General features: G+C 45.0%; 10 protein-coding genes and 1 other RNA gene. 4 read left to right on the forward strand and 7 right to left on the reverse strand.

What is annotated here, in order from left to right; genetic code table 11:
• On the reverse strand, nucleotides 1-238 hold a 238-nt coding region (locus SHD_RS00235; protein WP_268744429.1), incomplete at its 3' end, for an IS4/Tn5 family transposase DNA-binding protein.
• Nucleotides 239-525: 287 nt separating this feature from the next.
• Here SHD_RS00235 and ffs point away from each other — a divergent pair.
• An RNA gene (gene ffs / locus SHD_RS21470) (signal recognition particle sRNA small type) lies at nucleotides 526-623 on the forward strand.
• 154 nt (nucleotides 624-777) lie between these two features.
• Here the strand turns inward: ffs and SHD_RS00240 are convergent.
• From SHD_RS00240 to dinG, 6 genes are read right to left on the reverse strand one after another with little or no spacing between them, the layout of a single operon-like run.
• Nucleotides 778-1065 (reverse strand): late competence development ComFB family protein, encoded by a 288-nt coding sequence (locus tag SHD_RS00240; RefSeq protein ID WP_023265299.1) that lies wholly within the window; start codon nucleotides 1063-1065, stop codon nucleotides 778-780.
• 33 nt (nucleotides 1066-1098) lie between these two features.
• Nucleotides 1099-2001 (reverse strand): histone deacetylase family protein, encoded by a 903-nt coding sequence (locus SHD_RS00245; RefSeq protein ID WP_023265300.1) that lies wholly within the window; start codon nucleotides 1999-2001, stop codon nucleotides 1099-1101.
• A gap of 5 nt (nucleotides 2002-2006) precedes the next feature.
• Nucleotides 2007-2699: a DUF2057 domain-containing protein gene (locus tag SHD_RS00250; RefSeq protein ID WP_023265301.1), complete on the reverse strand. Its 693-nt coding sequence runs from the start codon at nucleotides 2697-2699 to the stop codon at nucleotides 2007-2009.
• Between the two features lie 9 nt (nucleotides 2700-2708).
• Nucleotides 2709-3377 carry a primosomal replication protein gene (locus SHD_RS00255; protein ID WP_023265302.1) on the reverse strand — a complete coding sequence of 223 codons (669 nt, stop codon included), beginning with the start codon at nucleotides 3375-3377 and terminating at the stop codon, nucleotides 2709-2711.
• Nucleotides 3368-4141, reverse strand: a complete 774-nt coding sequence (locus tag SHD_RS00260) for a sulfite exporter TauE/SafE family protein (protein ID WP_023265303.1) — start codon at nucleotides 4139-4141, stop codon at nucleotides 3368-3370. The genes SHD_RS00255 and SHD_RS00260 overlap by 10 nt, the downstream gene beginning before the upstream one ends.
• A 9-nt stretch (nucleotides 4142-4150) precedes the next feature.
• Nucleotides 4151-6223 carry an ATP-dependent DNA helicase DinG gene (gene dinG, locus SHD_RS00265; protein ID WP_023265304.1) on the reverse strand — a complete coding sequence of 691 codons (2073 nt, stop codon included), beginning with the start codon at nucleotides 6221-6223 and terminating at the stop codon, nucleotides 4151-4153.
• Between the two features lie 140 nt (nucleotides 6224-6363).
• Between dinG and SHD_RS00270 the strand changes: the two genes are divergently transcribed.
• The 3 genes from SHD_RS00270 (at nucleotide 6364) to SHD_RS00280 (ending at nucleotide 13294) form a co-directional block, all read left to right on the forward strand.
• A complete protein-coding gene (locus SHD_RS00270; RefSeq protein ID WP_052030933.1) occupies nucleotides 6364-8796 on the forward strand; it encodes a DNA polymerase II in 2433 nt (810 codons plus the stop codon).
• A 221-nt stretch (nucleotides 8797-9017) separates the two neighbouring features.
• On the forward strand, nucleotides 9018-10226 hold the full coding sequence (locus SHD_RS00275) for a porin (RefSeq protein ID WP_023265306.1): 1209 nt from the start codon (nucleotides 9018-9020) through the stop codon (nucleotides 10224-10226).
• Between the two features lie 434 nt (nucleotides 10227-10660).
• A complete protein-coding gene (locus SHD_RS00280; protein WP_023265308.1) occupies nucleotides 10661-13294 on the forward strand; it encodes a TonB-dependent receptor plug domain-containing protein in 2634 nt (877 codons plus the stop codon).
• The last annotated feature ends 538 nt before the right edge of the window (nucleotides 13295-13832 follow it).

Consider the following 13832-nt stretch of genomic DNA (forward strand, 5'->3'; position numbering starts at 1 on the left):
GATTGGTATGACCTAACTCCTCCCTGACACTGTCATGCTTGTAAGTCAGCGAGGTGGTATCCTCTAGTGCTAACAAGATGTCATGCTCTCGATCAGCGGGGGATAAGGGAAGTCTGGACACGGCAACTCCGGGTTGTTGGGTAATAGAGGTAGCCAGTGAAACAAGTCTTTGTGTACGTCTTGGGTCGTTGAGGTTTGCGTGCCCAAATTGACATTGCGCCCACTGCTCTGGATCCATCATCTTCATCATAATCGCCTCGAATATTTAGCCCTAGACGATCTGCTCACAATGCGGGGAATGAGTTCAAAAAAAATCCCTGAGCATTGTTCAGGGATTTGTGTATGAGAGACAGGCATTAGCAGGCTTTTATCATTTTATAGGATTAGTTTGCCTATAGATTGCCCAGTTAAACTGGATATTTACCAAACGGACGGATTAGCACTTGATCCAATAGGAGCCATAGGGGATAATCCGCGTCGTTCAGTGCTCATCCCTTTGGTGATACACTCGAAGTTATGGTGACCCTAGGGTCCCCCCGCAATGATAACTTGTGAACTCGGCCAGGCCCGGAAGGGAGCAACCGCAGCAAGCGACTCGTGTGCCGGGGTGTCGGCTCTAGGGGAACCTCCAAATCTCCTCATTATGCTTTAATAATCTTTATCTTTAACCAAAAACATTTTCCTTAACAGCTTAAGCTTATGTAGTTAGCCAGTTCAGCTACATCATTCGTTAAAGCTTAAAGGCTAACCAATGACGTTATGCCATTAGTGCACGATTTAGTTGCCTGCATCTTCTTGCTGCATTCTTTTTTGTAGATTTTGTTTAAGAAAGGCGCGAGATTTCTCTAATGCGGCTTGGATCTCACGTTTTAGCTCTTGTAACTCATTGTAATCTTCGAAAAAATAGGTGTCGACAAGGTGGCGGATATATCGCACAGGCAGTTGATTAAGGGTCACACAGCAGAGATCGGCTAAATAATCTTCCGGCAATTCATCCATTAGGCCTTCATCGGATAACATTTCCATTAAGAGAACTTCGTAATAGTTACGGATTTCGAGTTGCATCGCTGTGCTCCATGATGATTTTTATTGAGTTTGCTACCACAAATGGTTGGCTGCAATAAAAAGTTGGCTATGTCTTTGGCTTAATTGTAGTTCGTCTCGGCTGTAGCCGCCGCCAATTACCGCTGCAACAGGAATATTTGCCGCTTTTGCCATAGATAACACGGTTAAATCACGTTGATACAATCCCTGTTTGCTGATCATTAGGTGGCCTAAGTCGTCATCTTGGTGGATATCGACGCCAGCGTCATACAGTATGAGATCCGGCTGATGGAGGCGAATAAGCAGCTCGAGAGTCTGCTCGACGGTTTCCTGGTAAGCGCTATCATCCGAACCCTTAGTCAATTCAATATCATAGTGGGATTGCTGTTTGCGACTGGGGAAATTCTCTTTGCAGTGGATGGAGCAACTGATAATGCCTTGATGCCTGTGGCTAAGGGTAGCGGTGCCATCACCTTGGTGCACATCACAGTCAAAAATCAGCACTTTATGTAGCTGTTGCTCGGCCATCAGTTTGCGAGCGGCGATAATCAAGTCATTGAAAATACAGTAGCCACTGCCAAAGTCATAATGAGCATGGTGATAGCCGCCAGTTAAGTGAAGGGCGATACCCGTTTGTAGTGCCAAGCTTGCGGTCAAACTCGTCCCCGATACCGAATGCAAGGTGCGCTCAACCAAGGCTTCACTCCACGGAAAGCCGATGCGTCTTAAGGCCGCACTAGCTAAGCTGCCTTGGATAAATTGTTCGACATAATCTTGCTGATGCACCTGCATAACATCTTCAGCCGTCATCGGTGAGGGAGTATGGAATTGAGCTGGTACAGCCAGTTGATTATCGAGCAGATACTGGTAAAGACGCGCGTATTTTGTAGTGGGAAAGCGGTGGTGGGAGGGTAACGCCAGCTTGGAGTAGCTGGCGTGATAAACCAATGGGATCATCTTAATTAGAGTTGAGAAATCGCCCAGCTCATAAATTCTTTACGTGTTTTCTCATCGGCCTGCAACCACCAGTATTGCAACATTTGCTGTGGATTCGCACCAGCTGCTTTCGATGTATCAACTGGAGCGGTTAATGAGGTAGCGTTAACGGCTGCCTGCGCCGAAGTAGGAGCTGGCGTGGCAACCACTGCTGCTGTACCTGCAGCGCCCGTTGCTGCAGCTGCAGTTCCTGAGACGTCTACCGCTTGATTACCGCTAAAGAGACGGGAGACAAAGCTCTCTTCTTCAATATTGGTGTTTGTCACTTGATAATTTACCTGACCTTTATCTGCGCGGGTTAACACAACTTGAGGATTTTGAGCGAAGGTTTTAGGCTTTTTAACGACCTTGCCCTCAGCGGCTTGCAAATAATATTGATGATCGCCGTCCACTTCTAAGGTCACGATAAAAGGCGATGACTTAACGAAGGTTTGGCTGTCACTGAAATCGTCTTCAACCATCTCATGGTAACGGATGGCGATTTTGTGAGTGCCGGGTGCCAACTCTAAGCTGCTTTTGTGGTTGAATACGCTGGACTCGACTTTTTTGCCATCGAGGGCAAGGTATTCGAAGGACATTGGGATATTCAGATCTGCTGCAAAGGCTGAGGCAGAGCCGAGTAACACTAGCAGGCTGCTGATTGGCAAAAGTGATTTCATTGTTGCTCCTTAACGATTATGGCTCTGATGCGGACGTTCGAATGCTTGAATGCGATCTTCAATATAACTGATGGCTTGCCTGCATTTACCCAAACGACGATGCATCAAAAGGATGTCATTTTGCAAACGGATTTTGTCAGCACTATGACAGTTTTCAAGTTTTGACTCCATTTCTGCAATTTTTTGTTCAAATTTCTTCGCCCAATTCAGATGCTTGTTCAATTCGGCATAGATTTCGTGGCTATTTTGTAACACATTGCTGGCAATCCAAGCAAATCCGCTGGCTTGGTGCGACTGATTCTGCTGTTGGGCAAAGCGTGCGCGTCTACTGGCACGTTGTTGATTTTTAGACTTTATATCGATTGATGTCGTCAGTAGCGCCCGTTTAACCGCGGTAAAACGATCTTGAATACGTTCACAGCTTAAGGCGATGGTTTGCGGCGCCAATTTCAGAGCGATCTGTTTCTCTAACTGGCCGATACTATTACGTATTTGTTCAATACAAGGCATCAGCTGGGCGCCATTTTGAATAAACAGCGATTGATTAAAGCGCTCAATATCTTGCAGGAGTTTGCGCTGGCTCGGCGCAAGATGACTGTCGTGTTGCAGCACTTCTTGCTCAAGGGTTGTTAGCTGATTTTTCAACGTGCTGATTAGCTGCGAAGTGTTCAAAACCATGCGCTCCACGCCAGATTAGCGGCAATTGACAGGACAATTAATATAAACAACGGCCGAATAAAAGGCATGCCAAATTTTATCGCGCAGCGGGCACCGATAAAGGAGCCGAGCATCATAGATAACCCCATCCACAGACCGATTTGCCAATGGACTTGCCCTAGAAAGCCAAAAATCGCCAGCGCCGTCAAGTTGCTAGTAAAGGTCATCGCTCTCGCGAGTGCACAACTGTGTAAAAGAGGCAATTTATATAATGAACCTGAACTCACGGTCCAAAAGGCACCAATGCCGGGGCCTGCAAAACCATCGTATATGCCTAATAATAAACCCTGTAGGCTTTGTTTTAGTTTAGGTTGGGCTTTTGTTGGTGCCTGACAATCGGTATCCGAGATAGCATTTGGGCTCAGCAAGCTGTAAATCGCGATGCCAATAATGAGCAGTGGCAAGGCTTTTTCGAGCCACTGAGCATTTAACAGGTACACCAACACACTGCCGAGTACCGCGCCAATAAAGGTGGCGATAAACGCCATATACCAAAAACTGGGTCTGAGCAGATGTTGGCGATAATAGGTCCAAGCCGCCATGGACGAGCCAAAACTGGCGGCAAATTTATTGGTACCTAAGGCGGTGTGGGGTGGGATCCCGAGGGTGAGCAGGGCTGGAATAGAGAGCAGGCCTCCACCACCGACCACGGCATCGATAAAACCTGCAATTAAGCCAATGACAGCCAACAGGGCCCAGTTGCTGGGCTCGAGTAACAACTCCAAATCTTAATCCTACTCAATGACTCGTCTAAAGGGGGGCAGTGCGTCTAGCAAGGATTTGCCGTAACGTTTGGTCACTAATCGTCTATCGAGGATAGTGACTCGGCCATAATCCTGCTCTTTACGCAGTAATCTACCACAACTTTGGATAAGCTTTCGCGATGCATCTGGAATGGTAAGTTGCAGAAACGGATTTCCGCCCTTTATTTTCACATACTCGGCATGGGCTTGCTCAACGGGTGAGGTTGGCACGGCAAAGGGCAGTTTAGTGACAATGAGGTTGGTGAGGTAATCCCCGGGTAAGTCTAGGCCTTCAGAAAAACTGCCGGTACCGAACAAGATACTCGGCTCACCTTTGTCGCACTTGGCTTTGTGGGTCTCAAGTAATTGCTGGCGCGGTGCATTACCTTGAATAAGAATTTCCTGCGTGAGCTTGCCCTCGAGCAGCTCGGCCACTTTCTCCATTTGCCAGTAAGAAGCAAACAACACTAATGTGGCCATTTCGCCTTCAATCAGTTCCAAAATGTGTTCGGCAAGCTCAGCGGTATAGGCATCATCCGTCGGCTCGGTTTTCATCTTAGGTAAGTAGAGCGTGGCGTTATTCGGATAATCGAAGGGGGATTGCAGGGCGAGATAACGACTGCCGTCCTTTACCGATAATCCCACCTGATGGGCGAAATGGTCGAAGTTATTCAGCGCCCGCAGCGTTGCGCTGCATAATACGACGCCAGCCGCCTTTTGCCACAGCATAGACTCGAGCATAAACCCAACTTCAATCGGCGAGGCGCTAAACAGGTAATCGACCTGTTTGCCCGTGAGTAATTCAATCCAGCGGGCGAGGGGCGCGCCTTTAGTAGAATCTTCCTTTGCCATCATTTTCCAGAGCTTTTGCAGGTTTTCGAGTCGCTGCAACATAAAGCCCATCTCGGCTTGTAACGCTTCTGCTTGATGCTTAGGAATATCGCCATCTTTTATCGCCTCGGCCAGCAATAATTGCATCTTGTTAAATTGCTTGAGGGCAAGATTAGAGGTGGCCGCGAGATTTTCGGCTGGGATTTTTAGTGCATCGGGCAATTTACCGTGTTCGAACCGATAGCGGCTCTCGGGATTGGCAAACTGTTTGGTTTGAGTGTCACAAAAGTGGGCGACTTGATTGAGCTGAGCGATTAAGTCACCGATATGATCCTGCATCGCCTGCGCTGGGGCGATAATATTGTTGCTCTTTATCTGATTTTGTAACTTGGCGCTGGTCTTACCGACTTTTTCGAGCCAGTCGGCAGCGCCTCTAAGTGTTGCCTGTGCGCTAGAAAAGTCCCGCGCAACGATAGGTAAGTGGTGAGCTTCGTCAATGACGTAAAATACGTCTTCTGGATCGGGTAAAATCACCCCGCCGCCCAACTCTAAGTCGGCAAACAGCAAACTGTGGTTGGCGATCAGTACATCCCAGGTATCCACGTCCTCGCGGGCCTTGTGAAACGGGCAATTTCGATGACTGGCGAGTTGCCGATGACAACTATGTTTATCGCAGGCGATTTGCTGCCAGAGATGGTCTGGTATCGGTGTCGATAGCGTATCGATTTCACCGTTCCAGCGGCCTTCATTAAAGTCGCTGAGTAGCTCCTGCAGCATGGCAATTTGGCTGTTATCCGGCTTTGTTTGCCACATGGCCATTTGGGTACTGTTATCATCGCCTATTAGCATCGCAAGCTTGGATAAACAGACATAACGCTGGCGCCCTTTTACCAGACCGAAGCGAAAGTTTAGTCCTGATTGTTCGAGAAAAAACGGTAAGTCTTTGTGCAGTAACTGCTCCTGCAGCGCCACGGTTGCCGTAGCGATACAGACCTTTTTCTTACTCGCGAGTGCAAGCGGGATCGTGCCCAAAATATAAGACAATGATTTACCAATCCCCGTACCCGCTTCGACCACTATGATGCGTCTATCTTTGTCATAGTCGCCAGCTAGGGTCTTAGAGATTTCTGCCACCATAAAATTTTGCTCGCGGCGTGGCCTAAAATTAGGCAAAGAGGCGGCAATATCTTTATAGATAGCGCGGATCTGGTTTTTTACGTTGTCAGGTAACATGCGGCACTACTTTATCGAATTAATGCTGTACATAATAACAGTGATTGCATAGCCTAAGAAACTTTTCTGCCATTTTATGGCAATTTTATTCTGTGTCCCGAGAATCAATAAACAGCGAGAGCCTTAGAGTGAAACCGCAGTTGAATCCCCCCGAGAGTCTTGCACATGATACGGCTGCGCCTGTGAGTGTACAGGGACGCGTCCTCACACGCCATGCTATTACGCGCGGTGCAACGCTTGTGCTGCAGTATTATCTCGCCACCGTTTCAGGCCCTGTGCTGGTGGAGTTGCCTGACTCTGAGTACATTTGTTTTTGTCATCAAAGCGATATGGCGGCATTGCAGTTACAAACGCCGGGGCTGGCGCTGCGCTTTGTACCGCTTACGCTTAAAAGCTTTAAAAGACAATCCGTGGCGGCAATATATGCTCCATCGAGTAGTGTGTTTCGTCACTTGCAGCGGATAGCGACGGATGCGGGGATTCCCTTATTTGAGGCGGATATCCGTCCCGAGCAGCGTTTTTTAATCGAGCGTTTTGTGGCGCTCGATGTGGCATTTTTAGGGCATTTTGTCGGCAAAGTAGGCATAGATGGACAGTTACCTGTTTTTAGCGCCATACGCGCCAAAGCGGTTGCGCCGCAGCCAACAATTAAACTGCGCTCAATCTCCCTCGATTTTGAATGCAGTTTTGACGGTTTACTCTATTCCGTGGCCCTTTATGGACGCGATGTGCAATCTCAGCCCTATGAAAAAGTCATTATGGTGGGCGAGGCGCTGCCAGATGCTGCAATCTATATCGAATGGGTGAACGATGAGGCAGCGCTTATCCATAGTCTCATCGCTTGGTTTACTGAGTTTGATCCTGATGTGATCATTGGCTGGTCGGTGGTGACCTTTGACTTAGCGCTGCTATATCGGCGTGCCATGTTTCATCGCATTCCGTTACGCATTGGGCGTGGTGGCGCACTCCTTGAGTGGAAGGTCGAGAATAAATTTCGGCCAGAAACCTTAAGTTTACCGGGGCGAGTGGTGCTCGATGGTATCGATTGGTTAAAGGCAGCCTTTTATCAATTCGAGCGTTTCTCTTTGGAATTTGTCGCTCAAGCTTTACTGGGAGAAGGCAAAGCGATTCATGATGTGGAAAATCGATCCCAAGAGATTGATGCGTTATTTACCGAAAACAAACAAGGGCTTGCTCACTATAACCTGACCGATAGTCGCTTAGTGTGGGATATTTTTGAACATACTCAATTGTGGGATTTTGCCCTCGCTCGCGCCGAGTTAACGGGGTTAGAACTTGGGCGCGTAGGCGCCTCGGTCGCTGCATTCAACCACTTGTATCTACCGCATTTACATAGAGCGGGTTTCGTCGCGCCTGCTGAGCCTGCCAGTCAAGGGATTGAAAGCCCTGGCGGTTATGTAATGGATTCTGTCCCTGGTTTTTATCAGCATATTTTAGTGTTTGACTTTAAAAGCCTTTATCCATCGATTATCCGAACTTTTTTAATTGATCCTAAGGGGTTGATTGAAGGTTTAGATAATGAGGACGGATCTGCATTAGATGAGCCTGAAACTGTTCCGGGTTTTTTGGGCGCGCGGTTTAGTCGGCACCAACCTATTCTGCCCAAACTCATCCAAAATCTATCAGAGCAACGTGAAAAAGCTAAGCGGGAGGCGAATGCGCCTTTATCGCAAGCGATTAAAATCATTATGAATTCGCTCTATGGGGTTTTAGGCTCCCAAGGCTGTGTGTTCCACGATGCGAAACTGGCAAGCTCCATCACCATGCGCGGCCATCAAATTATGAAACAAACCCGCGCGTGGATTGAGGAGATGGGCTACCAAGTCATTTATGGGGATACGGACTCCACCTTCGTCTATTTAGGCCCAGAACCCGATCTCAGTGATATTAATGCCTTAGGTAAGCAGATTGCCGCGCGAATGAACCAGCAATGGCAAAGTAAAATTGCGCAGGAGTTTCAGCTAGAAAGTTTTCTCGAGCTGCAGTTTGAGCGCCACTACGAACAGTTTTTTATGCCGACCCTGCGCGGCTCGGAAGAGGGGAGTAAGAAGCGCTATGTTGGAGCGTGGCGTAACCATAGCGGAGCGTTAGAAATCACTTTTAAGGGAATGGAGCAGGTTCGTAGCGATTGGAGCCCCTTAGCCCGCAAGGTGCAGGCAGAACTCTATGAACGCATGTTTAACCAACGGGATATTAGTGGTTATTTGGCTGATGTTATCGGCGAACTTCAAGCGGGCAAGCGCGATGATGAGTTAGTGTTTAGTAAGCGTATGCGCCGTAATTTAGACGAATACACGGCTAAGTCTTCTCCCCATGTGAAAGTCGCGCGTCAGCTTTGTGAATTAACAGGAAAGTCATCCTTTGGCAAGCGAGGGGCGCAGATTGATTATGTAATTACTGTAAACGGTCCTGAACCCGTTTCGCATAGATCGTCTACAATTGATTATCAGTACTACATAGACAAGCAAATTGGCCCTATTGCAGAGCCTGTGTTTTCAATAATGAAACTAAATTACACCAGCATTACGTCGAATCAGCTATTGTTAATTTAGTGTTTGAATTGTGCTTTTTGTGTTTTGTTTGCGGTTGTTTGTAGTGATTTAAGCTGTTTTATATAGGTTAAGCGCGACGTTTTTGTGATGTTTATCTAGATATTCCTTCGGTTTCGCTTGGAGAGTTTGATGAAAGTTTGCTACTCTCGGTGGGAAATTGTAAGGAAATATAACAACGGAATGACGTTGATAAAACTATAGACGAAAAGGTTAAGCACCAAATGAACAAAACGTTAGTAGCTACTGCGCTAGCAGCACTCTTTCTCGCCCCAACGGTATCGGCAATCGAAATCTACAAAGACAATAAAAATGCGGTAGAGATCGGTGGCTTTATTGATGCGCGCGTAATCAACACTCAAGGTGAAACTGAGGTTGTTAATGGTGCTTCTCGAATTAATTTTGGTTTCAGCCGTGAGTTAACCCACGGTTGGAACGCCTTTGCCAAATTGGAATGGGGTGTGAACCCTGTCGGCAACAGCGATATTGTCTATAACAACCGCTTCGAATCAGTGCAAAATGAGTTTTTCTACAACCGTTTAGGTTACGCAGGCATTAGCCATGATGAATACGGCACTATCACTATTGGTAAGCAATGGGGTGCTTGGTATGACGTGGTTTACAACACCAACTACGGTTTCGTATGGGATGGTAACGCTGCGGGTGTTTACACCTTCAACAAAGATGACGGTGCGGTAAACGGTGTTGGTCGTGGTGATAAGGTTGTTCAATACCGTAATAGCATAGGCGATGTGAGTTTTGCGGTTCAGACACAATTAAAAAACAGCAGTTTCTATACCTGTGATATTGAAAATATCACAGAAGAAGCCTGCGAAGTAGAATGGAACGCTGGTAAGAAAGAAGCGCAACAAGTCACCTATGATTACACCTATGGCGGCTCTGTAACTTACAAAGCGACAGATAAGCTTAGCTTGATGGCGGGTATCAACCGCGGCGAATTTGATATTGCCTATGGCAATGGCGATCAAAAAACCGCTGTTGATTTGATCTACGGCGTGGGCGCAACTTGGGGCGACTTCGATAAAGATGGCTTATATGTTGCGGCCAACGTTCACAAAGAAGAAAACCATGATACCGATAACATTGGCCGCTTGATCAAAGATGCCTATGGTGTTGAAACTTTAGTTTCTTACAAGTTTGATAACGGTTTACGCCCATTTGTGTCTTACAACATTCTGGATGCCGGTAAAGATTATGTAATTCAACCAAACTTTAACGCCGATCCTAATGATGTGTTCAAGCGTCAGTTTGTAGTCGTAGGTTTACACTTTGTTTGGGATCCAAGCACGGTACTCTATGTTGAAGCACGTAAAGACTTCAGCGATTTTACCAGCGCAGACCAAGCGCAAGAAGCCAGAATGTCATTGTCAGAAGACGACGGTATCGCCATTGGTATCCGTTATACGCTTTAAGCCTCAGCTGTTTATCTAGAAACTAGATAACTAAAAGTTAACAAAAAACGCCAGTCAGCAATGACTGGCGTTTTTGTTTTGAAATTTTAAAACTTTAGTATGAAACATAAATATTTTGGTGGTAAAGATAAAGTATTATTTTTTGTGCTGATAAATAAAACTAAAGAATTATATTTTGAGGGATTTTGAATCTACTAAAAAGGAGTGGATTCAAATTTTTAATTTAATTCATTGTTTAATAAAGAAGAATTCTTTGCCTGTTTAATGGTGTGGCATGTTGTTTGTTTTTCCTTATTACTGCGCTAAGAGTCTAATTTGTTGCTGATGTTTTTATTGTGTGATTACAATGTTAATAAATATGGGGTTAAACCTTTATTTAAATTTCCGGATCGTCGTCAAAGGAAATAATAAGAACTTTTCAAGGGAGATTGACAATGCACAATAATAATTTTTTAGCGACCTCTATACGACTAGCTTTAACTAGTTCTCTTGTTTTGGGGGCCCTTTCCGTATCTTCAGTGTCGATTGCAGAGGAAGACACCGCCAAAGTTGAGCGTATTGAAGTAACTGGCTCTCGAATTAAACGTAGCGACTTAGAAGGCGCTTCACCCGTTACAACCATAACTACTGAAGACATGAAGTTAGAGGGTAACTTCACGGTTGCTGATGCCCTACGTAACAGCAACTTAAATACCTTCGGTTCTTTTTCTGAAAGGTCTGGTAGCTCCGCACAATCACAAGCAACAATAGACTTGCGCGGTGCAGGTTCTGATAGAACGCTTGTTCTGATTGATGGTAAACGTTTCCCAGGGTCACCAACATTAGGCGGGGGATCGGCAAACCTTAACGCTATACCAATGGCTGCCGTTGAACGTATTGAAATTCTCACTGATGGTGGTTCTTCTACCTATGGTTCTGATGCTATCGCTGGCGTTGTGAATATCATCATGAAAAAGAACTACCAAGGACTAGAATTTAATGTCGGAGGTGGTTCACGTGAAGCTGATGGCGGATTAACCAGTAAAGAGTTTTCGGTCGTTGCCGGTTATCAAATGGATAAAGGGAATATTACATTCTCGTTTGACCATCAAGATAGAAAAGGGATTGCGGATGGTGACAGACCTTATACTGCGGCAAGTATGTCAGATCTAAATGGCGATGGAATTATCCAAGCATATACAGAAACGACTGGTTGGAGTATCTACGGTGCAACGGTTGCATCTCCTGATTTTTCTGAAACACAAGCTTCTCCGTTATGTGACGACCTAGCCGCTCAGTATGGTTCTGATGTATTCCGCAAAGTCGCTGCAGATGATGATTGGGGACCTGGCTCAACTTATTGTATGTATGCCAACGCGAACGTTTCATACAACAAAGCATCAACGGACCGCAATACAGTTTATGTTGATGCTAACTATGAGGTTGCAGAGAATATTGAGTGGTTTGGTAGAACCATGATTACTCAAGGTAAATCTTTTGGCCGTTATGCTCCTCCGGCAGCAGCATGGAATAAAATGTCTGCAGATAATCCAAACAACCCATATGGTGCTGAAACAACAGGTTATTGGCGTTGGGTAGGTATTGGAACTCGAGATGGTAATGTTGATGACTATAACCAAGATTATTTAACTGGGCTACGCGGAACTTTGCCTTCATTAAATGATGCAACTTGGGAATTTTATTATCATTACAATAAAGCAGATAATAAATCGATCGGCGAATATTATCTAAGTTATGCGGGTCTAGCCTACAACGAGCAAAATGGAATTGATCTTGGCTCGGAAGAAGGCATTGCTAATATGAAAGCAACGACACTTACTCAAGATACTGCAACTTTCCATCAGTATAATGCTGGCATTGGATTCGATGCTTTTGAACTTCCTGGCGGTGCAGTTGCTCATTATTTCGGTATGGAATATTTCGAGCAAGATTTTGCATCAGTATACGATGCACAATCAGAAGCAGGGTTAATTGGTGGTAGTGCCGGTAACTCTGCAAGTGGCGACCGTCAAGTGTGGGCTGCATTTTATGAAGCTGTGCTCCCAATTACAGATACAATCGAGTTAAACGTGGCTGCACGTTATGATGATTACAGTGACTTTGGAACAAACGTTGCGCCTAAAGCTGCAATTCGTTGGCAAGCACTTGATAATTTAGTTGTTCGAGCATCTTACTCCGAAGCTTTTAGAGCTCCTAGATTAGATCAGCTGAATGCGGCCGATACATTTAGTGCTGAAAGTGGTAAAGATTATCCATTCTGTGGCTCGAATGGCCAAGAGTCTTGCCCTACTAAACAGTTTGACACATATATTTCATCTAACGATAGCTTAGATGCAGAAACTTCTGACTATCTGAATCTAGGTATCGCTTGGGATGTTGTTGAAGAGTTTTCGGTTAAATTAGATTACTTTAATCTGAACATTGATAACGCAATTTCTCAGCGTTCAGTCACTAACGTAATTCGTGGTATTGCGAACGGACAGCTAACACCTGATAGTACTTTCTATGTCGAACGCGCTCCTTCATCACCAGATGGTTCATTAGGACGTGTATTGAAGGTCGGTACTGGCTACGCCAACGGCGATAAATTATCAATCGAAGGCATAGATTTAGCATTTGCGGCAAACTTTGCGACTGGAATTGGTGATTTTGGTATCAATTGGAATAATAGTTTTGTCCTAGATTATACTTCTGAGCAAGTAGGTGGAGCTGCAGCTCAAAACACCGCAGGCTGGGAAGGACAACCTGATTATAAATCTGTATTAACCACAACTTATACCATCGCTGACCATAAGTTCTCATGGAATATGAATTATACGTCTGGTACTTATGCTAAAGAGAATGCGATCCAAAACGGTTCGGTTCTCGTGCCGGAGGGTGATTTAGATTCATGGCTGATCCACAACATTACTTACACATACGACATTGGTAACTTTGGTGCTATCACTTTGATGGTGAATAACCTAACTGATGAAGATCCTGTGTTGAATAATGGTAAGTATGAAAATGCGGATCTATATAATAACTATGGTCGCGAGTATCGAGCAAGTTATACCGTCAAGTTCTAATTGCTAGACTTTATAAAATGCCGCTTTAAAGCGGCATTTTTATTTAGTAAATATTACTCATTTAATGACATAGAATAAATTTAAATTATTTTAGGATGCTGTTCGCGTTAATAGTGTATGACTTCTTACTAAGCTTATCTTCCAACATTTTTGCATGTGATGAAATGTGAGTTTCAGACAGTTTAATGATTCTTGTATTGAACAATCATGTTATGACAAGTGGTCTCTTAAACCGTCCCATCATTACAGTAGCATTACCTACATTAGAAGTGCTTCATCTTCTACACCCATGGTCAAAAATTCTAGCAGTATATAAATGGGCATCAAACTTTATCGCCAATATGTCGAGCACCTTTCCTGGGTTTAGTTACATTTCTTTTACATCGAACATTGTACTTGCCTAAGTCTTGCAGATTTACCTTATTTATGAGTATGAAAAATAAGTAGACTTTAGACTTAGTCTGAGGTGTACCTGGCTGAGTGTGGTGCTATGGCGTGTTCTATCTTTTTGTTTTTATTTGTTTATTTCTTATCTCTG

It is taken from the genome of Shewanella decolorationis S12, from assembly GCF_000485795.1.
Classification (GTDB): domain Bacteria; phylum Pseudomonadota; class Gammaproteobacteria; order Enterobacterales; family Shewanellaceae; genus Shewanella; species Shewanella decolorationis.

What these genes read in the sequence shown, in the direction of transcription:
- SHD_RS00240 (WP_023265299.1), bottom strand. Translation starts at nt 1,065, where the DNA reads ATGCAACTCGAAATCCGTAACTATTACGAAGTTCTCTTAATGGAAATG.
- SHD_RS00245 (WP_023265300.1), bottom strand. Translation starts at nt 2,001, where the DNA reads ATGATCCCATTGGTTTATCACGCCAGCTACTCCAAGCTGGCGTTACCC.
- SHD_RS00250 (WP_023265301.1), bottom strand. Translation starts at nt 2,699, where the DNA reads ATGAAATCACTTTTGCCAATCAGCAGCCTGCTAGTGTTACTCGGCTCT.
- SHD_RS00255 (WP_023265302.1), bottom strand. Translation starts at nt 3,377, where the DNA reads ATGGTTTTGAACACTTCGCAGCTAATCAGCACGTTGAAAAATCAGCTA.
- dinG (WP_023265304.1), bottom strand. Translation starts at nt 6,223, where the DNA reads ATGTTACCTGACAACGTAAAAAACCAGATCCGCGCTATCTATAAAGAT.
- SHD_RS00275 (WP_023265306.1), top strand. Translation starts at nt 9,018, where the DNA reads ATGAACAAAACGTTAGTAGCTACTGCGCTAGCAGCACTCTTTCTCGCC.
- SHD_RS00280 (WP_023265308.1), top strand. Translation starts at nt 10,661, where the DNA reads ATGCACAATAATAATTTTTTAGCGACCTCTATACGACTAGCTTTAACT.